The following is a 24289-nucleotide window of genomic DNA, read 5'->3' on the forward strand; positions in this document are numbered from 1 at the left end:
TTGGAACTCTCTAAGATCAGCCCTGTGTCCACGGATTGGCACGGCCATCAAGGAACGATGGTTCGAAGGAACGTCGCAGGAAGCGATTCATCAGGATGATGAAAAGGAACACAGGGACTAGGGAAAAAATGTGGGCGGGTCATACCGCCCCTTTTTTTTGCCCGCAGAAAAGTAAAACCCATCAGACAGAAACGCAAAAAGGCCCGCAAGGGGCCTTTTTATCGGGCGGCGGCGCTTTTTAGCGCTCGAGGTCTGCAATCTTGCCTTTCTTGCCATCCCACTCCGCTGCATCTGGCATCGGATCTTTGCGCTCAGTGATATTCGGCCAGATTTCCGCCAGCTCGACGTTCAACTGAATAAATTCCTGCATCTCTGCCGGGACTTCGTCCTCGGAGAAAATAGCGACGGCCGGGCATTCTGGTTCACACAGGGCGCAGTCGATGCACTCATCCGGGTGGATAACCAGGAAGTTCGGGCCTTCGTAGAAGCAGTCCACCGGACACACTTCGACGCAGTCGGTGTACTTGCACTTGATGCAGTTGTCGGTAACGACGAAGGTCATTTCTAATTTTCTCCTCAGGCGGCGGCAGCGAAACCCTTTGTGGCAGGGCTCGCGAGGTTCGGGAGCGATAGTCTGCAGGCCAGGCTAAGAGCCTGCAGCATCCCAAACCGCGCGAGAGTCTACCAGCTTGCAAGCGTCTGCGTTATATCCGAACTTGCAGTGCATATAACATTTCTAGCGCTTTGCGCGGGGTCAAGCCGTCCAGGTCAAGCTTGGCCAGCTCATCCAGCACCGGGTGGGGCAGGCTGGCGAACATATCGCTCTGATGTGGCGCGGCGGGTTTGCGCGAGGTTTTGGCTGGGCTTGCGACCACGTTTTCGTGGGGCAGTGCCGTGGTTTCCAGGCGGCTGAGGTGCTCGCGGGCGCGGGTGATCACGTCGTTCGGCACGCCGGCCAATTGCGCCACGGCCAGGCCGTAACTCTGGCTGGCGGGCCCTGGCAGCACATGGTGCAGGAACACGATACGCTCGTTGTGCTCGGTGGCGTTGAGGTGCACGTTGGCCACCAGTGGCTCGCTTTCCGGCAGTACCGTCAGCTCGAAGTAATGAGTGGCGAACAGCGTATAGGCACGCAGGTGCGCGAGGCGCTCGGCCGCAGCCCACGCCAGGGACAGACCGTCGAAGGTGCTGGTACCGCGCCCGACTTCGTCCATCAGCACCAGGCTGCGCTCGGTGGCATTGTGCAGGATGTTGGCGGTTTCGCTCATTTCCACCATAAAGGTCGAACGGCCACCGGCCAGGTCATCACTGGAACCGATCCGCGTGAAGATGCGGTCCACCAGCGAAAGCTCGCAACTGGCCGCCGGCACAAAGCTGCCGATATGTGCCAGCAGTACGATCAGTGCGGTCTGGCGCATGTAGGTGGATTTACCGCCCATGTTCGGACCGGTGATCACCAGCATGCGGGTGTCGACATCCAGCGACAGGTCGTTGGCGACAAACGGCGTGGTCAACACCTGCTCCACCACCGGGTGACGGCCCTGCACGATGCGCATGCACGGTTCGCTGACAAACCGCGGGCAGTTCAAGTCGAGGTTCAGCGCGCGTTCGGCGAGGTTGCTCAGTACGTCCAGTTCGGCCAGGGCCGCGGCGGTGTCCTGCAGCGGTGCCAATTGGCTGATCAGGTCTTCGAGCAAGGCCTCATAGAGCATCTTTTCCCGAGCCAGCGCACGGCTTTTGGCCGACAGCGCCTTGTCTTCGAACTCTTTCAGCTCCGGCGTGATGAAACGCTCGGCACCTTTAAGGGTTTGACGACGCTGATAGTCGATTGGCGCCGACTCGGCCTGCTTGCTTGGCAACTCGATAAAATAGCCATGCACGCGGTTATAGCCGACTTTCAGGTTGGCCAGGCCGGTGCGGGCTTTTTCGCGCGCTTCCAGATCGATCAGGAACTGCCCGGCGTTTTCGCTCAGGGACTGCAACTCATCGAGCTCGCTGTCGTAACCGGTCTTCAATACGCCGCCATCACGGATGATTGCCGGCGGGTTGTCGATGATGGCTTTTTCCAGCAGCGCCGCCAGTTCCGGGTAGGTGCCAGCGGTAACCGCGAGCTGTTGCAAGTGCGGCGTGTCCAGTTCGGTCATCGCCAGCTGCAATTGTGGCAAGGCGCCAAGGGCGTCGCGCAGACGCGCCAAGTCACGGGGGCGCGCATTGCGCAGGCCGATCCGCGCCAGGATGCGCTCGATATCGCCGATTTCCTTCAGCTGCGGCTGCAGCTTTTCAAAGCGATAGCCGTCCAGCAGGCAGGTGATAGATGTCTGGCGCGCCTGCAGCACCGTCAGGTCGCGCAACGGGCGGTTCAGCCAGCGGGTCAGCAAGCGGCTGCCCATGGCGGTCTGGCAACGGTCCACGACTGATTGCAGCGTGTTATCACGCCCACCGGCCAGGTTGGTGTCCAGTTCCAGGTTGCGACGGCTCGCGCCGTCCAGCACCACGGTGTCGTCCAGGCGCTCGTGGCGCAGACTGCGCAAATGCGGCAGGGCGGTGCGCTGGGTTTCCTTGGCGTAGGCGAGCAGGCAACCGGCAGCGCCGATGGCCAGGGTCAGGGTTTCACAACCGAAGCCTTTAAGGTCTTGCACCGAGAATTGCTGGCAGAGACTTTTCAGCGCCGAGTCACGCTCGAAGTCCCACGGCGCACGACGCTTGGTCCCACGACGTTTTTCCGCCGGCAGGTCCTTTGGCCAATCGTCCGGGATCAACAACTCCACCGGGTTGATGCGTTCCAGCTCCGCCAGCAGGTTCTCCCAGCCCTTGATCTCGAGCACGCTGAAGTTGCCGCTGGTGATATCCAGGACCGACAGGCCGAACAAACGCTCGTCGCCCAACACCGCAGCGATCAGGTTATCGCGACGTTCATCCAGCAGCGCCTCATCACTCACCGTGCCCGGCGTAATAATGCGCACCACCTGACGTTCCACCGGCCCCTTGCTGGTTGCCGGGTCGCCGATCTGCTCACAGATCACCACCGACTCGCCCAGCTTCACCAGCTTGACCAGGTAGCCTTCCAACGAATGGTAAGGAATCCCACACATTGGAATCGATTGCCCAGCCGACTGCCCGCGCGCGGTCAGGGTGATATCCAGCAACTTGGCGGCCTTCTTCGCATCCTCATAGAAGATCTCGTAGAAGTCGCCCATGCGATAGAACATCAACTGATCAGGGTGCTGGTTTTTGAGGCGCCAGTACTGCTGCATCATTGGCGTGTGGGAGGACAGGTCGGAGGCGTTTTTACTCATTGGATAGTAGGCAAATTCGTTGAAAGTGATGGGGCAAAGGGGGCGCTTGGCCCAGCATTTTTTGCGATGGGCGCAAGGTTAACACGCGAAGTCGGGGGTTCGCAGGTCGTAAACGGATAGGTATCGAGGCATCGCATATGCATGAAATATGCAAATTAGCATTTGCCAAGCGCTAAATCTGCCTGCACTATCGCCGTTATGCAAAAACGCAACGTTTCTATCGTATTAAGAGAATTGCTGGACCGCGACCGGATCTCCCCCACGGAGCTTCACCGGCGTACCGGCGTGCCTCAATCGACGCTGTCCAGGATCCTCAGCGGCAAGATCGTCGATCCGTCGGACAAGCACATCTCGCGCATCGCCGAATACTTCCGCGTCAGCACCGATCAACTGCGCGGGCGCGCGGTGGTGGGCGGTCCGCGGGATGACGGACGCGACCCGATGCATTCGGAACTCAAGGACATAAGCCTGTGGGACGACGACACGCCCGTTAATGATGACGAGGTGTCGATCCCCTTTCTGCGCGAGGTTGAATTGGCTGCTGGATCAGGAAGATTCGTCATCGAGGAAAGCGAGAAGGCCAGCCTGCGATTCGGCAAGCGCAGCCTGCGGCATAACGGGGTGCAGTTCGACCAGGCCAAGTGTGTGACGGTGCGTGGCAACAGTATGTTGCCGGTGCTGCGTGATGGCGCGACGGTCGGGGTCAACGCGGGCAAGAGTGGCATTGGTGACATCGTCGATGGTGATTTGTATGCCATCAATCACAACGGCCAGTTGCGCGTAAAACAGCTCTATCGCCTGCCTTCCGGGATTCGCCTGCGCAGCTTCAACCGCGACGAGCACCCGGACGAGGACTACAGTTTCCAGGAGATCCAGGATGAGCAGATCAGCATCCTCGGTCATGTGTTCTGGTGGGGCATGTACGCCCGTTAACCTGCTTGCGTAAGACAAAGCCCGCCAATGCGCGGGCTTTTTTTCGCCTGCAGAAACCCGTCAAACCCTTGGCCCACAAGGCCAAAAATGCATAAGTGCATTTAGTTGGCAAAATTAAATGCATTTACGCATTGACTGTATATGCATACATGCATATTCTTCGTCTCAAGCCAGCCAACAAGGCGGTGGTGGCGGCAAGGATGCTGCCAAGGAAGACAAGGAAGGCACGCAACATCGGCAAGGACGCCATCAGAGCGATGGCAAGGATGCCAGGCAACACCGGCAAGGATGCCGACGCTCTTTAGTTTCACGGTTTCACAAAAACAGGCAGCGATGAACCGGCCTTGACGGTTCAGAGGGTTGGCAACTGACCCGGGTGTGCAGCGTAAAGCACCAGAAGCAGTTATCCGGCAGACAGGGATCGTGGTCGGAAAAACATCTTAGGAAAGATCCGTACCGCGCCAGTAGCGCCGAAAGATCGCATGTGGACCGCATTACTGAAAAGCCCGGGCGACCGGGCTTTTTGGAATGCCTACCTTTAAATGGATTTACCCAACACACCGGCACGTTGCCGGTAATGCTCAGCCAGGAGGCGTGACATGACAAACGAGCAGCAAGCGTTAGCGGAAATGCCTATCTGGCTGGTCATCGTACTGGCCTTGATCGGCGGTGTATCCGGCGAAATGTGGCGCGCCGACAAGGAGGGCGCCCGCGGTTGGTCGCTGGTACGGCGCCTGGCCTTGCGGTCCGGAGCGTGCATGGTCTGCGGAGTTTCAGCCTTGATGCTGTGCTACGCCGCCGGCATGTCGATCTGGACCGCCGGCGCCATTGGTTGCCTCACGGCCATGGCCGGCGCGGACGTCGCCATCGGCCTTTATGAACGGTGGGCGGCCAAACGCATCGGGGTCAATGAGCCCCCGACCTCTCGCCCGGATCAGCAGTAACCGCTGCAAGGACGCAACAACATGACACTTATCGAAAAACCTTCCCAGCTGCCTGTGGCAATCGGGGAAGTGCTGAAAGGTGCTTTCCCACAATTGCGTGTAGGCAATCATCAGGACTTTATCGGCGCGGGGGATAAAACCGGCGTGCTGATAGGCGTGGAACGCAACGGCCCCGGCGTTCGTTCCCTGGCAGGGCGCAAGGCGCACGCCTTGTCGGTTTCACTCAAGGCCATGGTCGCCAGCGGGTCAGCCCCGTTCGATGCCTGCGACCTGGCGAGCCAACTGATGGACCTGGCCCTGGACAATCGCTGGGGCCTGCCGCCCGATCAGTGCGACTTACCCACGTCCATTGTCGCGGCGCCGTCCGGGCTCACCAGCGCCGAAACGGACTACGACACCTGGACAGTGTCCTTCAGCCAAACCCTCTATCTCGGGCCGTCGTTGCTCGAAGATCCCACAGGCAGACCTCTGTTTGCCCGCACGTGGGAAGTCTCGAACATCGACGACCCGGACCAATATCGGCCACTGCAGGAGTAGTCCATGTTCGACGCATTGCTACGCATGCAACTGGGCCCGATCGTCGAACGCCTGGCGGAAATGGAAGCCCAGCTCGAAGACCTGTACCGACGCGCCGAAAGCTTCTGCCGGATTGGCGTGTGCCAGGAGGTCGACGCCGCCAGCAATACCTGCAAGGTCAGTCACGGTGATCTGCTCAGCCCGGCGATTCGTTTCTTCAATCCGAGTGCCGGTGCGCAAACCGAAACCCGTATCCCGTCAGTCGGCGAACAATGCCTGTTACTCAATTACGGTGGCGGGGAAGGCGGCGCGCAGTCCGTGGCCTTGTTCGGTCTCAACAGTAGTCTGTTTCCCCCGGTATCCGGCGTTGCATCGCTGACCCGACGGCGCTTTCAGGACGGCACGCAAAGCGATTACGACGACGCCAGCCACCTCTTCAATTGGGTCAACGGCCCAACCACGTTCAGCGGCTCGCGTGAGCAGGTCGACGCCACCGTCGGCGCGGCCAGCCTGAGCATGAACGCCCAAAGCATCAGCCTGCAACTCGGCGCCACCGGCCTGTTGCTGGATGCCGCCGGGGTGCATTTCAGCGGCCCGCTGGTTGACCACCAAGGCCGCGTGATCAGCCGTGCATGAGGATTTGCCATGATCGGAATCGATAGGAACTCCGGGGCAGCCGTCGACGACTGGCTGCAATTCGTCCAGCGTGCCACCCGGGCGCTGACCACCCCTGTGGGCACTCGCCAGAAGCGGCCGTTGTACGGCTCGATGATCCCGCAACTGCTTGGCCAGAACCTCGGCGACGACCTGCTGATCCTCGCCCAGAGCCACGCTGCCCAAGCGTTCTATAACGCCCAGAACGGCATCGCCGACTTCCAACCCCAAATTATTGTCGCCACCCGCCAGGGCGCCGGCCTGCTGCTGCGGTTCGCCGGCACCTGGAAAAACCGCCAACAATCCTTCGAGGTCGTGACATGAGCATGCTGATCCCTGGCCAGAACCAACTGGCGGAACCGGCCATCATCGCCGTTGACGCGTTCGAGCCCTTGTTGGCCGAGTTCAAGGCGTTTGTCGTCGACTACGTCGCCACGCGTGCACCGCAAAACGCGGCCAGGCTCAAGGTCAGCCTCGACAACGAAAGCGAGTTGCTGACCCTGGCGCTGGAAGCCTTTTGTGTGCGCTTGCAAACCCACGAACGCAAGTACAACGCGCGCATCAAGCAGATGCTGGCGTGGTGGGCGACCGGTAGCAACCTGGATGCGCGCCTGGCCGATATGGGCCTGGAGCGCCAGGTGCTGGACCCCGGCGATCCGGCCGCTTTCCCACCCGTGCCGCCAACCCTGGAAAGCGACGACGACGCCCGTTTGCGTTATTACCTTGCACCCCATGCGCCGGCAGCAGGCTCGCGCATGCAGTATCGCCGCGAGGTCTTCACCCTGGGTGAGCGGCCGTCGGTCAAGGTGCAAAGCGCCACGCCGGGCGTGGTCACCGTCAGCTACACCTTTGATCCGGACGGTTATGCGGCGCAGGTCAAGGATGGCAACGGGCGGCGCACCGCACCCGGTGAAGTGATGGTCACTGTGCTGTCCAGGGAGGGTGATGGCAGCGCTTCCGCCGATTTGCTTGACGGTGTACGGCGACATTTCGCACGGCCTGATGTAAGGCCGGAAACCGACCTGGTCAGCGTCCAAGGTGCGCAGATTCAGCCGTACAAGATTCGCGTGGTGGCCAAGATCAATGCCGGCCCGGATTCGGGGCTGACCCAAGTGGCCGCGCAGCAACTGCTGCAAACCTACGCCGACTCCTGCCATCGCCTCGAAGGGCGCGTGGACCCGAGCTGGATCGACTACGCCATCCACAGCGCCGGCGCCGCGCAACTGCAGATCCTCGAACCGCTGGAGCCGATTATCAGCACGGCGTTCCAGGCCCCGTACTGCACGGGTGTCGAGGTGGAGGTGCGCACGCTATGAGTGAACCCAAAGCGAGCTTGTTGCCTGCCAACAGCTCACCGCTGGAAAAGGCCCTGGACCTGGGATTCGGTCACTTGCTCGAGCGGGTAACGCCACCGTTCCCACAGTTGATGGACCCAGATCGCACGCCGGCGGCGTTCTTGCCCTACCTGGCAGCGGACCGCGCGGTGAACGAATGGAGCACCACGGCTCCCGAGGCCGAGAAGCGCCTGACGGTCAAACTCGCCTGGCCCACCGCACGCCAGGCCGGCACTCGCCAAGCCCTGGAAAACGCCGCCAAGGGTTTGCAACTGAGCCCTGAAGTGCGCGCCTGGTACGAGCAAAAACCGCCCGGCGTGCCCTACAGCTTTGCCGTACGTGCCTGGACCGAATTGCCCTACAGCGAAACCATCGATGCCCGGCTCGACCGGCGCCTGGCCGATGCCAAAAGCGAGCGCGACATTCTCTCGGTCTCGGTAGGCCTGAGCGCCTCCGGCCGCCACTTCATCGGCGCCGCCACCCTGTGCGGCGAGCTGACCACGATCTACCCAAATGTGCTGGCAGGCGTAGAGGCCTCGGGCCGCGCCTTTTTGGCGGCAGCGCTCTACACCGTCGAAACCACCACCCTTTATCCACAGGAGCACTAAATGGCTGACTATTACACCCTGCTCACCGACGCGGGGATAGCCTACGAAACCGCCTGCAAAGCGGCCGGCATACCGATCAAGCTGGCGAAAATCTCCGTCGGCGACGGCAACGGCGCCGTCTATAACCCTGCTGCCAGCGCAAAAGCGCTAAAACGCGAAGTGTGGCGTGGGCCGCTGAATGCGCTGTTCCAGGATGAGAAAAATGCTAACTGGCTGATGGCTGAAGTCACCATTCCGTCGGAGGTTGGCGGCTGGTATGTGCGCGAAGCCGGGTTGTGGACCGATACCGGGATTTTGTATGCCGTCGTTAAATATCCGGAGTCGTATAAGCCGGTGTTGGCGACGTCGGGGGCGGGGAAAGAGTTTTATATCCGCTCGATCTTTGAGACGAGTAATGCCGCGCTTGTGACGTTGTTGATTGATGACACGGTGGTGAAGGCGACTCGGGCTTGGGTGATGGATTACCTGGGGAAGGGAACGTATTCGAAGGCTGAGATTGAGGCGATGATTGCCAAGGCTTCGGCGTTGCCGGTGGGCTCAATCGTCGCCTTTCCCGTGAATAAAGTTGCGCCAGGCTTTCTTGAGATCGATGGGAGTATTAAAAGCGCCTCGATCTACCCTGACCTTTCAGCATTTTTGGGGGGGGCCTTCAACAAAGGTGATGAAGGCGTCGGAAACTTTCGAATGCCTGAATCTCGTGGTGAGTTCTTGCGAGGTTGGGATCATGGGCGGGGAGTTGATGTAGGCCGAGAAGTCGGTAGCTGGCAAAAAAGTACATTGCAGGCGTTCGATTACAGCTCTGATAGCTTGGCTGTTGCGGGGCTATGGCACACCGGACCGGACGCCGGAGCCTTAAGTGCGCATGGTCTGGATGCTGTGGCGCAAAGTAATTATCCCATTAGCTACGTCATTTACGCGGGCGGTAATCAGCCCACTCAGAACGTTGGTTTGGGGGGCAGTCGTCCCCGTAACTTGGCTGTGGTCTGGTGCATCAAAGCCTGGAATGCACCGATAAATCAGGGAAACATTGATATTGCGGCGCTCGCTTTATTGGCTGCCCAGTCAACCGAAGTTAATCAGGGCACCGCAAAAGTTGCCACTGCCGTACAAATGCTCGACAGCGCAAATGATTGGGTGATGGTTACGCCAAAAAAGTTGCGCTGGGGATTTGCGACAAGTTTTACCCCAACAGGATATTTCGTTTTTCCCAGCTGGCTAGGTGGCTTGGTTATTCAGTGGGGCGCAGTTGAATATCAGACAAGTGGAGATAGTTTGTTACCCGTCTCATACCCTGTTGAGTTCCCCAACTCCGTGCTCTACGCCGACTGGACTGTAGAGAGCGATATACTGAGCTCCGTTATCGGAGCGTATGTGCATCAGGTTACGAAAAAGGGTATGACCTTGACGTGCGATAAACAAGTTACCTCCGCGGCAACCATCGTTGCGCGATGGTTTGCATTCGGCAGATAAGGAGTATTTATGCGCTTTTATAGTCCGTCCACAGGCTGCACCTACTTGGCTGCGATACACGGCGAGAATATTCCAGACGATGCGTTAGAAATCTCGGATGACGTTTTTCTACGTGTGATTGCAAATCCAGAAAGGGGCAAAGTGCGAGCGCATGATGATTTAGGGATTCCCTATTTGATCGATGCCCCGATCATCGAGATAGACCTTCAACGCGAAGAGCGAATCTGGCGAGATGCTGAAATTGATAGCGTTAGATGGCTGCGTGAGCGTCATCGCGATCAACTTGAAATCGGTGCTGAAACAACGCTGACAGAGGAGCAGTTTTCGCACGTTCTGCTGTATGTGCAATCCCTGCGCGACTGGCCGCAATCGCCTGACTTTCCGGGCATCGAACATCGGCCGAAACCTCCCCTATGGATCGCCGAACAAACCAAATAAACGCCCCGCACTCCGGGGCGTTTTCTTTCCCCATCCGAACTACCCGCCGCCATCGAGCGGTTTTTTTGTGCCTGGAGATCCCACACATGCCCACCCGCCAAACCTACACCGTCCTCATCCCATTCCCCACCGGCGCCGGCCATTGGTCTGTCGCCGGTCAGCAACTGGACCTGCTGGACGTCGAAGCATCCGCCCTGCGCACCGCCGGCCGCCTGGAACTCACCAGCGTCCTCAACGCCACCCCGGCCAAAAAGGCCACCACCAAGAAGGCTGACTGAACATGGCTGAGGTTTTGAACTTCGAGCACAACGGCATCACCGTGAATGCCACCGAATCCCCCGAGGCCATGGGTGGCCTGGGTGACAATGTGATCGGCCTGGTCGGCACGGCGCCGAATGCGCATGCGTCGATCCCGAAAAACGCGGCGTTTCGCATCAACAGCTTCACTACCCAGGCGCTGCTGGACCCGACCGGCGCCGAGGCCGGCACGCTGTTCCACGCGGTGTACCAGATCCTCAAAGTGGTGAAAGTACCCGTGTATGTGGTGATTGTGGAGGAGGGCGCTACCCCGGCAGACACCCTCAACAATGTCATCGGCGGCGACGAGCCGGTCACTGGCCGCAAGTTGGGCCTGGCCGCGCTGGCCAGTGTACCGGAAGACCTGACCATCATTGGCGCGCCGGGCTTCACCGGCGTCAAAGCGGTGGCCGGCGAGTTCGCGGCGTTCGGCAAGCGCATCAAGGCCCGTGTGGTGCTGGATGGCAAAGACGCAAGCGTCGCCGATCAGGTGACCTACAGCGGCGAACTGGGCGGTGCCGACCTTGGTTTCGACCGTTGCCTGCTGGTGCACAACATGCCGTCGGTGTACTCCAAGGCCGCGAAGAAAAACGTGTTCCTGGCGCCATCGTCTCTGGCTATCGCCGCCTTGGCCAAGGTCAAGCAATGGGAGAGCCCGGGTAATCAGGTGACGTTCGCCGAGGACGTTTCCCGCGTGGTCGAGTACAACATCCTCGACACCTCCACCGAAGGCGACCTGCTCAACCGCTACGGCGTGAGCTACTACGCGCGCACCATCCTTGGCGGTTTCTCGCTGCTGGGTAACCGCTCCATCACCGGCAAGTTCATCAGCTACGTCGGCCTGGAAGACGCGATCAGCCGCAAGCTGGTCAAGGCCGGGCAGAAAGCCATGGCCAAGAACCTCACCAAGTCGTTCATGGACCAGGAGGTCAAGCGCATCAACGACTGGCTGCAAACTCTGGTTGCCGACGAAACCATCCCCGGCGGCAGCGTGTACCTGCACCCGGAATTGAACAGTGTCGAGCAGTACAAGAACGGCACCTGGTACATCGTCATCGACTACGGCCGCTACGCGCCGAACGAACACATGATTTATCAACTCAATGCCCGCGATGAAATCATCGAGCAGTTCCTGGAGGACGTTCTCTAATGTTTACCAACCGAGTCAGACAGGCCATTGCGGCCACCCTTCAAGGCCTGCCGTTGTCCGCGACCGTAGAGGAATTCACCCCGCCGAAGATTGAATTCGACATGGAAGCCATGTCCGGCGGGCGCTTTATCGCCGAAGAAATGGCCAAGAGCGGCAAAGTGCTGGGCGCCAAGCTGATCTTGCAGGGCGCAGGCGCGGAAATCATGTTGGCCCTGGGCGTGCGTCTGGGTGACGACATTCTGTTGAACGTGCGCGAAGCCGGCCAGGACCAGGACGGCAAGACCTACTTCACCTACCACACGGTCGGCGGCAAGCTCAAATCCCTGGAGGAAGGGAAGTTGAAGATGGGCGAGAAGGCTCTCACCACGTTGGATCTCTCCTGCCGCACCTACAACCGTCTGGAAAACGGTATTTCGGTGATCGACATCGACGTGCGCACCCAGAAGTTCGTGCTCAACGGCGTCGACATTCTCGGCGACGCGCGTCGTGCCGTGCTGATGCCTTAAGCCCAGCGGGGCGGGCCTGCTCGCCCCATTACTTCATCAAGGAATTGCCCCATGGCCTGGATGCCACCGCTGCACCGCCTGCTGTCCCCGATCAGCGCCGACACCGGCGTGACGATCGAGCAGGTGCAACTCAAGCCGCTGTACTATGCCGCGCAAAAAGATGCGCTGGCCCGGGCCGGTGATGACGAGGACGACCAGTTCTTCGAGCTGGCGAAACTCGCCACCGGCCTGTCGGAAAAAGAACTCGATCAACTCAAGCGTCCGGACTACGTGACCATCGCCCAATACGTGCATGAGATGTCGACACGTCCTGCGTCGTTCTTCCTGGGCAAACAGCAGGAAACCGCCCACGACCAGCCGGTGCAGCTGCTGTTGCCACTCGACGCTGCCGGCCGCACCGTTACCGAACTGCCCCTGGAAATGCCTGCCCTGCGCGCCACCAAGGTGATGAAAAAACTCACCACCAATAAAGAACGCGCCGAGTTCATCACCGCGCATTGCACCGGCCTGATGATTCCCGATCTCGCCGGCCTGACCGTGCCCGACTGGACCGAGTTGCAGGAGCGTATCGACGATTTTTTAAATCAACCGGCGGCCTTCTTTCGCAACGCGACATCGAAGTGATCCTCGATGTGGTGCCGCTGGTTTATTCGGTAAACGAAGCGGAGATCCTCGACTGGGACGCCGCAAAAGCATTGCGCCGCTACGACATCGCGATCACTCGCCTTGGCGTTAAACAGGAGTAGAGCGGGATGCAAGAGACTAGATATGGGATACGGCTCGCCCAGGAAGACTTCCGCTGGATGCTCGGCGAAGCGGATCTCGGCAACGTGTTGGCACCGTTTTCCCCCAGCGCGGTGGCACCTGCAAACCTGGAGGCTTCTTCGCAGCCGCAACTGGCGTTGCGCTCTGCGCTGTACACGCTCAGCGTGGACATCAACGCCTTGACTCAGGAGCAAGTGCGGCTGCGCGAAACGTTGGAGACGCTCAACAGTACGTTGTTTATCAACAGCGACTCTTTGGCGCCTAAAAGTGCCAATACGCAGACAAGCGCGTTGAAAGATGAGGCGACTGGTCCCGTGCCTGTTGCTGACAAATCCGCCGGGGATGAATTGTTGGATACGGCCAGGGACAAGATGGTTGAAAAACTGATTGATCTGGTTTTCGACGGGGCTGTAGAGAAGTTCAAGGGCCGCAAAAAAAACAGCAGGCCCAAGGCACCCCTGCCTGGTGCTCCCAAAACACACAGCAGTGTCCCGGGCGGCTCACAACTGGGTGTTCATGCAGGGGGGCCGTCGCAGGGCTTGCAATTCTTTGCCGGTGCCAGAAGCCCTGCGCCCGTCCCGCCAAGCGTTGCCAGCAGCGCGCTGAAAGATGCCCTCGCAAAACTCGAATCCGTTGGTATTCGGCGACTCGCGCCATTGAGAACGGCAGAAGCTGCGGTGGACGTCATCCAGGGCGTACGCAACGGCGATTCACATGCCGTCGCCGCGGGCCTGAGCACTGCCGGCGGTGCCTGGGCCGGTGCTTCTGCCGGTGCAGCCATCGGCACCTTGATTCTGCCCGGCGTCGGCACCGCGGTCGGCGGCGTAATCGGGGGCTTGCTGGGCAGTGAGGCGGGCGCCTGGATGGGTGACAAACTGTTCGGCTCACCTGACCGCCTGCCTGCGCCCAATGCGGTCAGCAAGGAGCTCAACAGTGCGCGCGCAGACAGCGTGCAGGTCAGCATCGCCCCGAGCATCCAGATCACTGGCGTAAACCCGGCCGACGCCCAGTTGGTGGTCAATCAAGTGATCCAGGCCCTGCAATTCCAATGCATGCCGATGGTTACGGATTCCCTTGGACTGCGCCGCAACGCAGCACTGGCCGATCCTTCTGGAGGTGATTGATGCGACAGCAAATGGTACTGGGTGACTTTATTTTTGGCTTGTCCCGAGGGTTTGCGTATTCCTCGTTGGTGCGAACCAATGACGGCGGCTGGAGCGACCTGGCGATTATTGCCAGCAAGCCTCAGTCGCGCCAGAGCGGTCAGAAACTGGAAAAACTCACCTTCGCCGGCACGGCGATGTATGGCGTCGGCATGCAGCGATTGGACGAATTGCGCGCGCTGCAAAATGGGCGCGCGCCGCTGCCCCTGGTCGATGGCATTGGCCGTAACTGGGGGTTGTGGCGGATCAATTCGGTGGTGGAAACCCAGAGCAATGTCATCGATGACGGCACTGCGATGGTCATGGCCTGGACCCTTGAACTGGAGGAATTCGTCAATGCGTAGAGTGCGAAGTATCGCCGGTGACTCGGTCAACCTGCTGCTCTATCGCGAGCTGGGCCGTTGCGATGACGCGGCGGAAGAAACCCTCTGGCATTTGAATCCCGGGCTCGCCGAATACGGACCGGTGCTGCCGGCCGGCGTGGGGGTCATCGTGCCGGAAATGCAATCGCGGCGGGGTGCGGTACGACCTCTCTTGGCCTGGGATTAAGGAGGCTGCATGGCACAGGGATTCACACCGATAGTAGAGTTTTACGGCGCCAACGCGGCGCTGCTCAATCAACGCCTGATGCACTGGCGCCACACCGACGCTGCCGGTATTCAGGCTGACCGGCTGGAGCTGACCCTCAATATCGAAGGGTTGGAAGGCCTGCCCAGCCTGAGCGGCAAGATCGGTTTGCGCGTCGGCTATCGGGAATCGGGGTGGGTGGAAAAAGGCGAGTTCGTCATCAATCAACGAACCCCCGTGCTGTTTCCCATGCGCTTGATGATCGTGGCCACCGCCGCGCCTTTCAGCAGGGTGGACGCGAGCGGCTATCGCCAACGAAGATCCGCCAGTTACGGGCCTACGACGTTGGGGGCGCTGTTCCGCCAACTGGTCAGTCGCCACGGTTATTCTCCGCGTGTGGCGCCGGCGCTGGATGCTATTGCGATTGCGCATATCGACCAGTCCAACGAAAGCGACATGGCTTTCATCACCCGCCTTGCCAAGCGCTACAGTGCGGTCGCCAAGCCGTTCAACGAGTTGTACGTGCTGGCGGAGGCCGGGAAGACCACCTCGCTTTCCGGCCAGCTGCTGCCGGAAGTCACATTAACGGTCACCCAAGACAACCGCCCCGGTGACCAGGCGTTTATCACCGCCACGCTCGACGAAACATCCCGCTCGAAATACATGGGTAGCCGCGTCACCTGGTGGGATGCCGCCGCCTGTAAGCAGCGGGTGGTTGAAGTCGGGATTGCCCCGTTCAAAACCCTGCGCCAACGCTGCCAGAACGAAGTCGAAGCCCGTGCCGTCGCAGAAGGTGAATGGCGCCGTGTAGGGCGTGAAGGACTGAAACTGGTGATCGATTGCCCCGGTAACCCGTTGTTGGCCGCCGAAGGGCTGGTGCGCCTGGATGAGAGCTGGCCGTCCTACATGCAGGGGCGATGGTCAATGACGCAGGTGGTACATGTTGGCGACCCGGTCACCGGGTATCGCAGCACAATTACGGCGGGTGGGTTATCGGTGTAGACATTTTCAAGGGAAAGCCAATGGTCATATCGCTGCAGCAACTGCTTCAAGTGATGCCTGGAGCCCGCCTCAGAGCGGGCGTCTTTGTAGCTGCTCTAAACGCAGCGCTTATTCGCTACGACATCATTACTGCAAAACGCGCTGCTGCATTCATCGGCCAGATTGCCCACGAATCCGGCGAGCTGCGTTACCTGCGCGAACTTGGCAGCGATCAGTACCTCGGCAAGTACGACACCGGCACCTTGGCCGCACGCCTGGGCAACACCCCCCAAGCCGATGGTGATGGCCAGAAGTACCGGGGCAGGGGGCTGATCCAGATCACCGGGCGTCGCAACTACCTGGTTTGCAGCCAAGCACTGTTTGGCGACGAACGCCTGCTGCGCCAGCCTGAACTGCTGGAGCAACCGCAATGGGCGTGTGAGTCCGCGGCCTGGTTCTGGCAGAGCAACGGGTTGAATGAGCTCGCTGACAAGGACCAGTTCACCACCATCACCCGGCGCATCAATGGCGGGCTCAATGGGCTGGAGGATCGGCTGCGGCTATGGGCGCGGGCGAAGGCGGTGTTATGCGCGTCCTAGGGGCGTGCCGCCTGGTCGGCGTCTGCCTGCTGCTGGCGCTGGTCTGGCAGGTGCAGGCCTGGCGTTATGGCGCGCAACTTGAGCGGCAATCGGCGGAGCATGCTCAGGCGATCTTTCAGCAAAGCCAGGCAAGCGTGCATCAGCAACAGGCAGAACAGCACAAACGGCTGGCGCTGGAGCAACAGCTCGGCGCCAGTGATCAACAACATGCTCGGGAGTTGAGTGATGCGCAACGTAATCAAGCGGCTTTGCGTGACCGCCTGGCCACTGCTGATGTGCGCTTGTCAGTCCTTCTCGACGCCACCGACCCTGCCCCTGGTTGTGCAATGCCAGCCGCCGCCAGCCCCGGCAGCGTGGTTCATGCAGCCGCGCGCGGCCGACTTGACCCGGCGCATGCTCAGCGAATTATCGCCATCACCGACGACGGTGATAACGCCCTGATTGCCTTGCGTGCCTGCCAGGCGTATGTGCAGGCGCTTGCCCGCTAATCTCTTGATCCAGTCTGTCGCTTGCATGCGCGATTTGCTCCTGTAGGGTAGGCAAACCCCTCGCCCATTCCTGGAGACGACCGTGAAGGAAATCACTCAACTTGCTGCTGAACTGGGTCGCCGTCTGCAGGTGCTCAATGCCCACGTCACCACCGCCGAGTCGTGCACCGGTGGGGGTATTGCGGAAGCCATCACGCGGATTCCGGGGAGTTCGGCGTGGTTCGAGGCGGGGTATGTCACCTATTCGAATCGGCAAAAGACCCGCCAGCTGAATGTACCGGAAACCTTGTTTGCAAAAGTGGGCGCTGTCAGCCAGGAAGTGGTGGAAGCGATGGTGCGCGGCGCGCAGGAAAAAAGCCTGGCGCGGTTTGCCGTGGCGGTCAGCGGTGTGGCGGGCCCTGATGGTGGTTCGCCGGACAAACCAGTGGGCACGGTGTGGCTGGCTTTCGGCGTGGGTGACGAGGTCACGGCCGAGCTGCAGCACTTCCCCGGCAACCGCGACGAGGTCCGCCGACAGACGGTAAAGGCCGCCCTTGAGGGCCTGATGCGACGAGCTGCAGCAGAAATAGAAAATCAGGGGTAGGCGATTTCCGATCTTTGTGGAACAATACTGTCTACTTATACAGGTGTTGGCCGCCAGGCCTTATTGATTACGTGAGGACTTTAATGGACGACAACAAGAAGAAAGCCTTGGCTGCGGCCCTGGGTCAGATCGAACGTCAATTCGGCAAGGGTGCCGTTATGCGTATGGGCGATCACGACCGTCAGGCGATCCCGGCTATTTCCACTGGCTCTCTGGGTTTGGACATCGCGCTCGGCATTGGCGGCCTGCCAAAAGGCCGTATCGTTGAAATCTACGGTCCTGAATCTTCCGGTAAAACTACCCTGACGCTGTCGGTGATCGCCCAGGCGCAAAAAATGGGCGCCACCTGCGCGTTCGTCGACGCCGAGCACGCCCTGGACCCTGAATACGCCGGCAAGCTGGGCGTCAACGTTGACGACCTGCTGGTTTCCCAGCCGGACACCGGTGAGCAGGCCCTGGAAATCACCGACATGCTGGTGCGCTCCAACGCCATCGACGTGATCGTGGTCGACTCCGTGGCAGCCCTGGTACCGAAAGCTGAAATCGAAGGCGAGATGGGTGACATGCACGTGGGCCTGCAAGCCCGCCTGATGTCCCAGGCGCTGCGTAAAATCACCGGTAACATCAAGAACGCCAACTGCCTGGTGATCTTCATCAACCAGATCCGTATGAAGATCGGCGTGATGTTCGGCAGCCCGGAAACCACCACCGGTGGTAACGCGTTGAAGTTCTATGCTTCGGTTCGTCTGGACATCCGTCGTACCGGCGCGGTGAAGGAAGGTGACGAGGTTGTTGGTAGCGAAACCCGCGTGAAAGTCGTGAAGAACAAAGTGGCCCCGCCTTTCCGTCAGGCCGAGTTCCAGATTCTCTACGGCAAGGGTATCTACCTGAACGGCGAGATGATCGACCTGGGCGTATTGCACGGTTTTGTCGAGAAGTCCGGCGCCTGGTATGCCTACAACGGCAGCAAGATCGGCCAAGGCAAGGCCAATTCGGCCAAGTTCCTGGCGGAGAACCCGGATATCGCCGCCACGCTTGAGAAGCAGATTCGCGACAAGCTACTGACTGCAGCACCTGACGTGAAAGCTGCTGCCAACCGCGACCCGGTTGAAGAAGTAGAAGAAGCCGACACTGACATCTGAAGCAAACGATGACAGTTGTACTGGATACACCCGTCGCCGTTCGGCGCACTGCAATGGACCTGCTCGCTCGCCGCGAGCATGGTCGAGTCGAGCTGACGCGCAAACTGCGTCAGCGCGGCGCTGAGCCCGAGATGATCGAAGCCGCCCTCGACCGTTTGACGGAAGAGGGGTTGCTGTCGGAAGCCCGTTACCTGGAGAGCTTTGTGTCCTACCGAGCTCGCTCCGGTTATGGCCCGGCGCGGATTCGCGAAGAACTGAGCCAGCGCGGCCTGCAGCGTGCTGATATCGACCTTGCCCTGCGTGAGTGCGGTATCAGTTGGCAGTCGCAGCTGGAAGACACGTGGCGTCGCAAGTTCTCTGGTCATCTACCCATTGATGCCAGGGAGCGAGCCAAGCAGGGGCGCTTCCTCAGTTATCGCGGGTTTTCGATGGAAATGATCAGCCGCCTACTCAGCGGCCGATCCATGGACGATTGAGCGTCAAGGCCTAGTCCTTCTGATCAGGAGGCTTTTGTGGCGAGCAGACTTGCCCTGCCCTGCGCTGGGCTGCGCAGTAGCCCCAAATGCCTCACCACCGCCCGCCCGAAACACCACAAAAAAGGCCCGCTATGAAAATAGCGGGCCTTTTTTTTTGCACTCAAAAATCACGCCGGTTCCGGCGTCACCCGTTGCTGCGCCTTCCCTTGAGCCTGCGCCCAGTTTTCCGGCAGGTTGATGTAATCCACCAACTCCCGCAGCCGCCCCTGGTCCCGCCCATTGAAGTTGAACACCAATCGCGTCAAATGGCTGAACCTCGGCTCATCATGCTCCTCGCCCGTATAGGCGAGTTGCTGGAAGTCACCACTCAACCGCAGGCTGGCAAACTCGCTCTGCAAATGAGCCAGCGCGTGGTCACTCAAGGGGTGATTCATGCGCACCACAAATTCACGTTTCAACCAGCGTGTGGAATGGAAGTTGGCGTAAAACTGATTGATCTCTTCCACCGCTTCTTCAGCGCTGTACACCAGCCGCACGAGTTTGAGGTCGGTGGGCAGGATGTAGCGGTTGGCTTCCAGTTGGCTGCGGATAAAGTCCAGCGCGCCTTGCCAGAAACCGCCGCCAGGTGCGTCCAACAACACCACCGGCACCAGTGGGCTCTTGCCGGTCTGAATCAAAGTCAGCACTTCCAAGGCTTCATCCAGGGTGCCAAATCCGCCGGGGCACAGCACCAGGCCATCGGCTTCCTTGACGAAAAACAGCTTGCGGGTAAAGAAGAAGTGGAAGGACAGCAGGTTCTCGGTCCCATCAATGGTCGGGTTGGCATGCTGTTCGAACGGCAGGGTGATGTTGAAACCCAGGCTGTGTTCCAGGCCCGCGCCTTCGTGAGCTGCGGCCATGATGCCGCCGCCGCCGCCGGTGATCACCATCAAGTCCGAGCGCGCCAAGGCGGCACCTACCTCTCGGGCCAGTGCGTACAGCGGGCTTTCTACCGGCGTACGGGCGGAGCCGAACACGGTGACCTTGCGCCGGCCTTTGAACTTTTCCAACACGCGGAAGGCATGGTCCAGTTCGCGGATGGCCTGCAAAGTAATCTTGGCGTTCCAGCGGTTGCGGTCGTCCTGGGCCATGCGCAGCACGGTCAGGATCATGTCGCGATATAAGGGGATATTCGGGCTGTCAGGAGCGATCAGCTGGAGTTGGGCTTCGACCTGCTGCGTGAGGTCGGCGCCGTTTGCTTCAAAATGCCGGATCAGGCTGTCATTCGGTTGGTAAGGCATTCAACTTCTCCTTCTTCACAGAGACAGGGCCATCGGCGAGAGATTCGGCCGGGGGCCACGACACTGCATGTGTCGTTGCATACCCTGGGTATTACACGTGTTCGCCAGGCAGCAAATGGGCTCTGTATGTTCCTTGTGATGTGGAAACCTTTGCAAGTCGCAGGAGGGCAACCCTCTTTTGCCCTGGAAATGTTACAGAACGGCAAGAAAACCGTTATGAACAGGCGGTTGGAATGACTTGATCATGGGCTGAAAAACCCTTGTCTGGCAACCGCTTATTGGTTAGCCAGCCGGGAGTTCAGCGGTGCGCGGGAGCGTGAAGCGGGGGAGTGCGCGCCACTGGACAGTAGCGCGCGAGGTTCGTGAGACGGTTACTTTTTCTTCTTCGCCGCAGCCGGTGCCGGGCAATCTGCTTCCACAAACTTCACCGATGCCACAGGACGATTGGTCTTGTTCTCGGTGATTTCGTAGCGCATCACTGCGCCCTTGGCCATCAGCTCGCGGTAACCTTTGTTCAGGCACACGCTTTGCCCAAGCTGGAAATATACGGCCTTGGGGTTGGCGCGCATCTGCTCGGCCCGGTCAGGTTGTACGCTGAGATGATCGATCAGTTGCATGCCTTCAACGGTGTAGGCGACTTCGAGGGTTTTTTCGTCGATTTCCCGGGGCAGGTCCTTGTTGCTTTCAGCCGCGACGCTTTGCAGCTTGCGGTTCATTTGGGCCTCCAGCAGCGAGGCCGCCTGGGCGCCCACGGGCAATACCAGCGCAAGGGCGATGGATGGGGCGGCAAGACGCAGCATGGAACGCAGCATGAAACTCTCCTGATTCGGTTACTGGTGCATAGACCAGCCACTGCGCTGAGCGTTCAGTGGCGCGCAATTATAGGTGACGCCTTGGCGCTACAGCCAGGCGTATCGCTGGTAAACTGCGATCAATTCAGCCTTTCACGAGTTTTCCCGTGTCGATTTACTCCCTGTGGCGCACCCGATGAGCCACGCTGTTTCCCGTCTGCGCACCCAGCGCCTGGCGCGCGCCGTCAGGCCGTTCGTTAACCGCGGTTCGCGTGCCGAACGTTGCCCTGGCTGCCGGGTGATCCCCGAGTTCTGCCTGTGTGCCTGGCGGCCCCAGGTCGAGGCCAGGTCTGCCATGTGCCTGCTGATGCACGACGTCGAACCGATGAAGCCCAGCAACACCGGCTGGTTGATCGCTGACGTGATCAACGACACCTCGGCATTTGCCTGGTCGCGCACCGAAGTCGACCCGGATTTGCTCACCCTTTTGGCCGACCCGCAGTGGCAGCCCTACATCGTGTTCCCCGGCGAATTCGTCGCGCCTGAGCGTGTCGTCAGCGAGGTCAAAGTGGAGGAGGGCAAGCGCCCGCTGTTCATTCTGCTGGACGGCACCTGGAGCGAAGCGCGCAAGATGTTTCGTAAAAGCCCGTATCTTGAGCACTTGCCGGTATTGAGCCTGGCGCCGGAGCAGCTGTCGCGCTACAAACTGCGTCGCTCCAAGCGTGATGATCACTTCTGCACCGCCGAAGTCGCGGCGCTGTGCCTTGAGTTGGCGGACGACGGTGCCGCCAGCGAGGTGCTGGACGCTTACCTTGATGTGTTCAGCACGCATTACCTGGCGGCCAAGTTTCAGCAGCCCCTGGACTCGAACGACCTCGTCCATACGCGCCTTGCACCTTATATACCGGCGGTATAACCAGACGACGTTTGCATGATGGCACCGTAAACCCACCCCCCGCTAAAATGCCCGTGGGCGTAGTGCTTGACCCCCCAGCCTACGCTGGGCATGCTGAGCGCCGATTGGGGTGCAACCGTGAATTTTCGACGTCGTTTCAGTGCTTTTGACGTTGAACGTACCCTGTGGCGATGGCTGCCTGGCCTTCGCCTTGTGTATTGGCGAACCCTGAACCCATCAGGGCTGCCATAAAAAACAGGATCATTTAATCAATGGCCACATACGAAATCCTGATAGCCGATGACCACCCGCTGTTTCGCAGTGCGCTGCATCAAGCCGTCACCCTGGGCCTGGGCCCGGACGTGCGTTTGGTCGAAGTGGCCAGCATTGCCGAACTGGAAGCCCGCCTCACCGAAAAATCCGACTGGGACTTGGTGCTGCTCGACCTGAATATGCCCGGCGCCTATGGTTTCTCCGGGCTGGTGCTGTTACGCGGGCAATACCCGCAAATCCCGGTGGTAATGGTCTCGGCCCAGGAGGAAGCCGACGTGGTAGTGCGCTCCAAGGAGTTTGGCGCCAGTGGTTTCATACCCAAATCCAGTGCGATGGAAGATATCCAGAAGGCTGTGCGCAAGGTGCTGGATGGCGATGTGTCATGGCCGCCGCAGGCGTTTGAAGAAATCAACGTTTCCGATGAAGCCAAGGCGGCCCGCGATGGCCTGGCCAGCCTGACGCCCCAGCAGTTTCGGGTGCTGACCATGGTCTGCGAAGGGTTGTTGAACAAGCAGATTGCCTATGAGCTGAGTGTGTCGGAAGCAACCATCAAGGCCCATGTGACCGCGATTTTCCGCAAACTGGGCGTGCGTACGAGGACCCAGGCGGCGCTGCTGCTGCAACAACTTGAGTCAATTTCGCAGCATTAACCTGTTACTTATTCACGCTTTTTTGACTTGGCGTGATCTAGCTTCCCCACTCCTTTAGTTCAGTTGCCTACGTCTATGTCGCCTTTCAAGGGTCAAACCGGTATCAAACGTATCTTCAATGCAGGGGGTTACTCCCTGGATGGCCTTCGCGCGGCATTCACCGGCGAAGCGGCATTTCGCCAGCTGGTGCTGCTCAACGTTATTTTGATCCCGCTGAGTTTCTTCCTGAATGTGAGCCGGGTCGAGCGCGCGTTGTTGATCGCCGTGTGCTTGCTGGCCCTGATCGTCGAGTTGCTCAACTCGGCAGTCGAAGCCGCCATCGACCGCATTTCCCTGGACCGCCACCCGCTGTCCAAAAACGCCAAGGACATGGGCAGCGCCGCGCAATTCGTGGCGCTGAGCATGATCGCTCTGGTGTGGGCCGTAATCCTCATCTAACGATCAGGCAATGCTTGGCAGCACGATCTCGTCGCTGCGCTGCACACCGGCGGTAAAGGTGCGGCACAGCTCCAGGAACTCGCGCATCGCCGAGGTCTGGTATTTCTGTTTATGCCAGATGAAGTAGAACTGCCGCGCCAGGTCCAGGTCCGGGGTTTCTACCGGCACCAGGCTGCCGCGGCGGAACGCATCGCGCAGCGCCAGGCGAGAAATGCAACCAATCCCCAATCCCGACTCCACGGCCCGCTTGATCGCCTCAGTGTGTTCCAGCTCCAGACGGATATTCAGCGAGCTGCGATGATGGCGCATAGCCTGGTCAAAGGTCAGGCGCGTGCCCGAGCCTTGTTCGCGCAGGATCCACGCCTCATGGGTCAGTTCATCCATGCTCGCCACGCCACGCTTGGCCAGGTGATGCTGCGGCGCACAGAACACCACCAGTTCATCTTCGACCCAAGTCTGCACTTCGATGTCCGGGTGGCTGCAGTCGCCTTCGATTAGACCCAGGTCAATTTCGTAGTGCGCCACCTGGTGCACGATATGCGCAGTGTTCTGCACATGTAGCTTCACCTGGCTCTCGGGATGTTGCTGCATGAAGCTGCCGATCAACAGCGTGGCCAGGTAATTGCCGATGGTCAGCGTCGCGCCGACCGCCAGCGAGCCGAAGCCGGACTTGCCGTTGAGCAGGTCCTCGATCTCCTTGGCCTGGTCCAACAGCGCTACCGCCTGGGGTAACAGCTGATGGCCCAAGGCGTTGAGGCTCAGGCGTTTGCCGGCGCGGTCGAATAATTGGCAGCTGGATTGACGCTCCAGCTCGGTGATCGAGGTGCTGGCGGCGGATTGAGATAAGGCCAGAAGTCCAGCAGCGCGTGAGACGCTTTCCTGCTGGGCGACGGCGACGAAGACTTGCAGTTGACGGAGAGTAAATCGCATATCTATATAACCGATAACCCTTATCTTAATAATCCAGTTAACAGATATTGTCGCCGCCATTAGAATGCTGTGCAATTGCGCATCCCAACCTTGGCGCAGACCCATTTCCAGGAGTCCCCCGT

The 24289-nt window shown here is 59.8% G+C and carries 31 protein-coding genes; 26 read left to right on the forward strand and 5 right to left on the reverse strand.

Features of this window, described 5'->3' with window-relative positions:
- Positions 1 to 238: 238 nt before the first annotated feature.
- Positions 239 to 562, reverse strand: coding sequence for a ferredoxin FdxA (gene fdxA / locus WBR57_RS01850; protein ID WP_003208688.1), 324 nt, complete (start codon positions 560 to 562; stop codon positions 239 to 241).
- 142 nt (positions 563 to 704) lie between these two features.
- Positions 705 to 3296, reverse strand: a complete 2592-nt coding sequence (gene mutS / locus WBR57_RS01855; protein WP_424081586.1) for a DNA mismatch repair protein MutS — start codon at positions 3294 to 3296, stop codon at positions 705 to 707.
- Between the two features lie 189 nt (positions 3297 to 3485).
- On the opposite strand from mutS, the gene WBR57_RS01860 reads away from it, so the two are divergent.
- From WBR57_RS01860 to recX, 23 genes are all read left to right on the forward strand, one after another.
- Complete coding sequence (locus tag WBR57_RS01860; RefSeq protein WP_424081684.1) at positions 3486 to 4229, forward strand: LexA family transcriptional regulator; 744 nt, start codon at positions 3486 to 3488, stop codon at positions 4227 to 4229.
- Between the two features lie 599 nt (positions 4230 to 4828).
- Positions 4829 to 5173, forward strand: a complete 345-nt coding sequence (locus WBR57_RS01865; protein ID WP_010567787.1) for a phage holin family protein — start codon at positions 4829 to 4831, stop codon at positions 5171 to 5173.
- A gap of 21 nt (positions 5174 to 5194) precedes the next feature.
- Positions 5195 to 5710 (forward strand): hypothetical protein, encoded by a 516-nt coding sequence (locus WBR57_RS01870; protein WP_424081589.1) that lies wholly within the window; start codon positions 5195 to 5197, stop codon positions 5708 to 5710.
- 3 nt (positions 5711 to 5713) lie between these two features.
- Positions 5714 to 6325, forward strand: coding sequence for a phage baseplate assembly protein V (locus WBR57_RS01875; RefSeq protein ID WP_424081591.1), 612 nt, complete (start codon positions 5714 to 5716; stop codon positions 6323 to 6325).
- Between the two features lie 9 nt (positions 6326 to 6334).
- On the forward strand, positions 6335 to 6667 hold the full coding sequence (locus WBR57_RS01880) for a phage baseplate protein (RefSeq protein ID WP_424081593.1): 333 nt from the start codon (positions 6335 to 6337) through the stop codon (positions 6665 to 6667).
- A complete protein-coding gene (locus tag WBR57_RS01885; protein WP_424081595.1) occupies positions 6664 to 7659 on the forward strand; it encodes a baseplate J/gp47 family protein in 996 nt (331 codons plus the stop codon). Before WBR57_RS01880 ends, WBR57_RS01885 begins: the two co-directional genes overlap by 4 nt.
- Positions 7656 to 8285 (forward strand): phage tail protein I, encoded by a 630-nt coding sequence (locus tag WBR57_RS01890; protein WP_424081597.1) that lies wholly within the window; start codon positions 7656 to 7658, stop codon positions 8283 to 8285. Before WBR57_RS01885 ends, WBR57_RS01890 begins: the two co-directional genes overlap by 4 nt.
- Entirely contained in the window at positions 8286 to 9755 is a 1470-nt protein-coding gene (locus tag WBR57_RS01895) for a phage tail protein (protein WP_424081599.1), read from the forward strand.
- 9 nt (positions 9756 to 9764) lie between these two features.
- On the forward strand, positions 9765 to 10193 hold the full coding sequence (locus tag WBR57_RS01900) for a phage tail protein (RefSeq protein ID WP_424081601.1): 429 nt from the start codon (positions 9765 to 9767) through the stop codon (positions 10191 to 10193).
- Positions 10194 to 10279: 86 nt separating this feature from the next.
- Positions 10280 to 10471: a hypothetical protein gene (locus tag WBR57_RS01905; protein WP_122539747.1), complete on the forward strand. Its 192-nt coding sequence runs from the start codon at positions 10280 to 10282 to the stop codon at positions 10469 to 10471.
- Between the two features lie 2 nt (positions 10472 to 10473).
- A complete protein-coding gene (locus WBR57_RS01910; RefSeq protein ID WP_424081603.1) occupies positions 10474 to 11640 on the forward strand; it encodes a phage tail protein in 1167 nt (388 codons plus the stop codon).
- Positions 11640 to 12146 (forward strand): phage major tail tube protein, encoded by a 507-nt coding sequence (locus WBR57_RS01915; protein ID WP_424081605.1) that lies wholly within the window; start codon positions 11640 to 11642, stop codon positions 12144 to 12146. The genes WBR57_RS01910 and WBR57_RS01915 overlap by 1 nt, the downstream gene beginning before the upstream one ends.
- Positions 12147 to 12197: 51 nt before the next feature.
- Positions 12198 to 12770 carry a phage tail assembly protein gene (locus WBR57_RS01920; RefSeq protein WP_424081607.1) on the forward strand — a complete coding sequence of 191 codons (573 nt, stop codon included), beginning with the start codon at positions 12198 to 12200 and terminating at the stop codon, positions 12768 to 12770.
- Entirely contained in the window at positions 12767 to 12892 is a 126-nt protein-coding gene (locus WBR57_RS01925; RefSeq protein ID WP_010212704.1) for a hypothetical protein, read from the forward strand. The genes WBR57_RS01920 and WBR57_RS01925 overlap by 4 nt, the downstream gene beginning before the upstream one ends.
- Positions 12893 to 12898: 6 nt before the next feature.
- Complete coding sequence (locus WBR57_RS01930; protein ID WP_424081610.1) at positions 12899 to 14035, forward strand: glycine zipper domain-containing protein; 1137 nt, start codon at positions 12899 to 12901, stop codon at positions 14033 to 14035.
- On the forward strand, positions 14035 to 14418 hold the full coding sequence (locus WBR57_RS01935) for a phage tail protein (RefSeq protein ID WP_424081611.1): 384 nt from the start codon (positions 14035 to 14037) through the stop codon (positions 14416 to 14418). Before WBR57_RS01930 ends, WBR57_RS01935 begins: the two co-directional genes overlap by 1 nt.
- Complete coding sequence (locus tag WBR57_RS01940; protein ID WP_424081613.1) at positions 14411 to 14623, forward strand: tail protein X; 213 nt, start codon at positions 14411 to 14413, stop codon at positions 14621 to 14623. The genes WBR57_RS01935 and WBR57_RS01940 overlap by 8 nt, the downstream gene beginning before the upstream one ends.
- Before the next feature lie 9 nt (positions 14624 to 14632).
- Positions 14633 to 15643, forward strand: a complete 1011-nt coding sequence (locus WBR57_RS01945; protein WP_424081615.1) for a phage late control D family protein — start codon at positions 14633 to 14635, stop codon at positions 15641 to 15643.
- Between the two features lie 20 nt (positions 15644 to 15663).
- Positions 15664 to 16221, forward strand: coding sequence for a glycoside hydrolase family 19 protein (locus WBR57_RS01950; RefSeq protein WP_424081617.1), 558 nt, complete (start codon positions 15664 to 15666; stop codon positions 16219 to 16221).
- Positions 16209 to 16709 (forward strand): lysis system i-spanin subunit Rz, encoded by a 501-nt coding sequence (locus WBR57_RS01955; protein WP_424081619.1) that lies wholly within the window; start codon positions 16209 to 16211, stop codon positions 16707 to 16709. The genes WBR57_RS01950 and WBR57_RS01955 overlap by 13 nt, the downstream gene beginning before the upstream one ends.
- Before the next feature lie 82 nt (positions 16710 to 16791).
- Positions 16792 to 17292, forward strand: coding sequence for a CinA family protein (locus tag WBR57_RS01960; protein WP_424081621.1), 501 nt, complete (start codon positions 16792 to 16794; stop codon positions 17290 to 17292).
- 83 nt (positions 17293 to 17375) lie between these two features.
- Positions 17376 to 18434, forward strand: coding sequence for a recombinase RecA (recA, locus tag WBR57_RS01965; RefSeq protein ID WP_424081623.1), 1059 nt, complete (start codon positions 17376 to 17378; stop codon positions 18432 to 18434).
- 8 nt (positions 18435 to 18442) lie between these two features.
- Entirely contained in the window at positions 18443 to 18910 is a 468-nt protein-coding gene (gene recX / locus WBR57_RS01970; RefSeq protein ID WP_122541557.1) for a recombination regulator RecX, read from the forward strand.
- Positions 18911 to 19077: 167 nt separating this feature from the next.
- On the opposite strand, the gene WBR57_RS01975 is transcribed toward recX, so the two are convergent.
- Positions 19078 to 20190 (reverse strand): TIGR00730 family Rossman fold protein, encoded by a 1113-nt coding sequence (locus tag WBR57_RS01975; protein WP_424081626.1) that lies wholly within the window; start codon positions 20188 to 20190, stop codon positions 19078 to 19080.
- A gap of 371 nt (positions 20191 to 20561) precedes the next feature.
- On the reverse strand, positions 20562 to 21002 hold the full coding sequence (locus WBR57_RS01980; RefSeq protein ID WP_185707526.1) for a PA3611 family quorum-sensing-regulated virulence factor: 441 nt from the start codon (positions 21000 to 21002) through the stop codon (positions 20562 to 20564).
- A 175-nt stretch (positions 21003 to 21177) separates the two neighbouring features.
- Here WBR57_RS01980 and WBR57_RS01985 point away from each other — a divergent pair, with 175 nt between their 5' ends.
- From WBR57_RS01985 to WBR57_RS01995, 3 genes are all read left to right on the forward strand, one after another.
- Positions 21178 to 21897, forward strand: a complete 720-nt coding sequence (locus tag WBR57_RS01985; protein WP_424081628.1) for a tRNA-uridine aminocarboxypropyltransferase — start codon at positions 21178 to 21180, stop codon at positions 21895 to 21897.
- A gap of 251 nt (positions 21898 to 22148) precedes the next feature.
- Positions 22149 to 22799, forward strand: coding sequence for a response regulator transcription factor ErdR (erdR, locus tag WBR57_RS01990; RefSeq protein ID WP_424081630.1), 651 nt, complete (start codon positions 22149 to 22151; stop codon positions 22797 to 22799).
- A gap of 75 nt (positions 22800 to 22874) precedes the next feature.
- The gene (locus WBR57_RS01995; RefSeq protein WP_424081632.1) at positions 22875 to 23237 is read left to right on the forward strand and encodes a diacylglycerol kinase; all 363 of its coding nucleotides are present in this window, start codon (positions 22875 to 22877) and stop codon (positions 23235 to 23237) included.
- Between the two features lie 3 nt (positions 23238 to 23240).
- On the opposite strand, the gene WBR57_RS02000 is transcribed toward WBR57_RS01995, so the two are convergent.
- Positions 23241 to 24167, reverse strand: coding sequence for a LysR family transcriptional regulator (locus WBR57_RS02000; protein ID WP_424081634.1), 927 nt, complete (start codon positions 24165 to 24167; stop codon positions 23241 to 23243).
- Positions 24168 to 24289: the final 122 nt, after the last annotated feature.

The organism is Pseudomonas sp. (assembly GCF_049590575.1).
Lineage (GTDB): Bacteria > Pseudomonadota > Gammaproteobacteria > Pseudomonadales > Pseudomonadaceae > Aquipseudomonas.

What these genes read in the sequence shown, in the direction of transcription:
- WBR57_RS01930 (WP_424081610.1), top strand. Translation starts at nt 12,899, where the DNA reads ATGCAAGAGACTAGATATGGGATACGGCTCGCCCAGGAAGACTTCCGC.
- WBR57_RS01950 (WP_424081617.1), top strand. Translation starts at nt 15,664, where the DNA reads ATGGTCATATCGCTGCAGCAACTGCTTCAAGTGATGCCTGGAGCCCGC.
- WBR57_RS01890 (WP_424081597.1), top strand. Translation starts at nt 7,656, where the DNA reads ATGAGTGAACCCAAAGCGAGCTTGTTGCCTGCCAACAGCTCACCGCTG.
- WBR57_RS01975 (WP_424081626.1), bottom strand. Translation starts at nt 20,190, where the DNA reads ATGCCTTACCAACCGAATGACAGCCTGATCCGGCATTTTGAAGCAAAC.
- WBR57_RS01910 (WP_424081603.1), top strand. Translation starts at nt 10,474, where the DNA reads ATGGCTGAGGTTTTGAACTTCGAGCACAACGGCATCACCGTGAATGCC.
- WBR57_RS01945 (WP_424081615.1), top strand. Translation starts at nt 14,633, where the DNA reads ATGGCACAGGGATTCACACCGATAGTAGAGTTTTACGGCGCCAACGCG.
- WBR57_RS01905 (WP_122539747.1), top strand. Translation starts at nt 10,280, where the DNA reads ATGCCCACCCGCCAAACCTACACCGTCCTCATCCCATTCCCCACCGGC.
- fdxA (WP_003208688.1), bottom strand. Translation starts at nt 562, where the DNA reads ATGACCTTCGTCGTTACCGACAACTGCATCAAGTGCAAGTACACCGAC.
- erdR (WP_424081630.1), top strand. Translation starts at nt 22,149, where the DNA reads ATGGCCACATACGAAATCCTGATAGCCGATGACCACCCGCTGTTTCGC.
- mutS (WP_424081586.1), bottom strand. Translation starts at nt 3,296, where the DNA reads ATGAGTAAAAACGCCTCCGACCTGTCCTCCCACACGCCAATGATGCAG.
- WBR57_RS01940 (WP_424081613.1), top strand. Translation starts at nt 14,411, where the DNA reads ATGCGTAGAGTGCGAAGTATCGCCGGTGACTCGGTCAACCTGCTGCTC.
- WBR57_RS01895 (WP_424081599.1), top strand. Translation starts at nt 8,286, where the DNA reads ATGGCTGACTATTACACCCTGCTCACCGACGCGGGGATAGCCTACGAA.
- WBR57_RS01885 (WP_424081595.1), top strand. Translation starts at nt 6,664, where the DNA reads ATGAGCATGCTGATCCCTGGCCAGAACCAACTGGCGGAACCGGCCATC.
- WBR57_RS01995 (WP_424081632.1), top strand. Translation starts at nt 22,875, where the DNA reads ATGTCGCCTTTCAAGGGTCAAACCGGTATCAAACGTATCTTCAATGCA.
- WBR57_RS01900 (WP_424081601.1), top strand. Translation starts at nt 9,765, where the DNA reads ATGCGCTTTTATAGTCCGTCCACAGGCTGCACCTACTTGGCTGCGATA.
- WBR57_RS01865 (WP_010567787.1), top strand. Translation starts at nt 4,829, where the DNA reads ATGACAAACGAGCAGCAAGCGTTAGCGGAAATGCCTATCTGGCTGGTC.
- WBR57_RS01915 (WP_424081605.1), top strand. Translation starts at nt 11,640, where the DNA reads ATGTTTACCAACCGAGTCAGACAGGCCATTGCGGCCACCCTTCAAGGC.
- WBR57_RS01875 (WP_424081591.1), top strand. Translation starts at nt 5,714, where the DNA reads ATGTTCGACGCATTGCTACGCATGCAACTGGGCCCGATCGTCGAACGC.
- WBR57_RS01880 (WP_424081593.1), top strand. Translation starts at nt 6,335, where the DNA reads ATGATCGGAATCGATAGGAACTCCGGGGCAGCCGTCGACGACTGGCTG.
- recA (WP_424081623.1), top strand. Translation starts at nt 17,376, where the DNA reads ATGGACGACAACAAGAAGAAAGCCTTGGCTGCGGCCCTGGGTCAGATC.
- recX (WP_122541557.1), top strand. Translation starts at nt 18,443, where the DNA reads ATGACAGTTGTACTGGATACACCCGTCGCCGTTCGGCGCACTGCAATG.
- WBR57_RS01985 (WP_424081628.1), top strand. Translation starts at nt 21,178, where the DNA reads ATGAGCCACGCTGTTTCCCGTCTGCGCACCCAGCGCCTGGCGCGCGCC.
- WBR57_RS01955 (WP_424081619.1), top strand. Translation starts at nt 16,209, where the DNA reads ATGCGCGTCCTAGGGGCGTGCCGCCTGGTCGGCGTCTGCCTGCTGCTG.
- WBR57_RS01935 (WP_424081611.1), top strand. Translation starts at nt 14,035, where the DNA reads ATGCGACAGCAAATGGTACTGGGTGACTTTATTTTTGGCTTGTCCCGA.
- WBR57_RS01870 (WP_424081589.1), top strand. Translation starts at nt 5,195, where the DNA reads ATGACACTTATCGAAAAACCTTCCCAGCTGCCTGTGGCAATCGGGGAA.
- WBR57_RS01920 (WP_424081607.1), top strand. Translation starts at nt 12,198, where the DNA reads ATGGCCTGGATGCCACCGCTGCACCGCCTGCTGTCCCCGATCAGCGCC.
- WBR57_RS01980 (WP_185707526.1), bottom strand. Translation starts at nt 21,002, where the DNA reads ATGCTGCGTTCCATGCTGCGTCTTGCCGCCCCATCCATCGCCCTTGCG.
- WBR57_RS02000 (WP_424081634.1), bottom strand. Translation starts at nt 24,167, where the DNA reads ATGCGATTTACTCTCCGTCAACTGCAAGTCTTCGTCGCCGTCGCCCAG.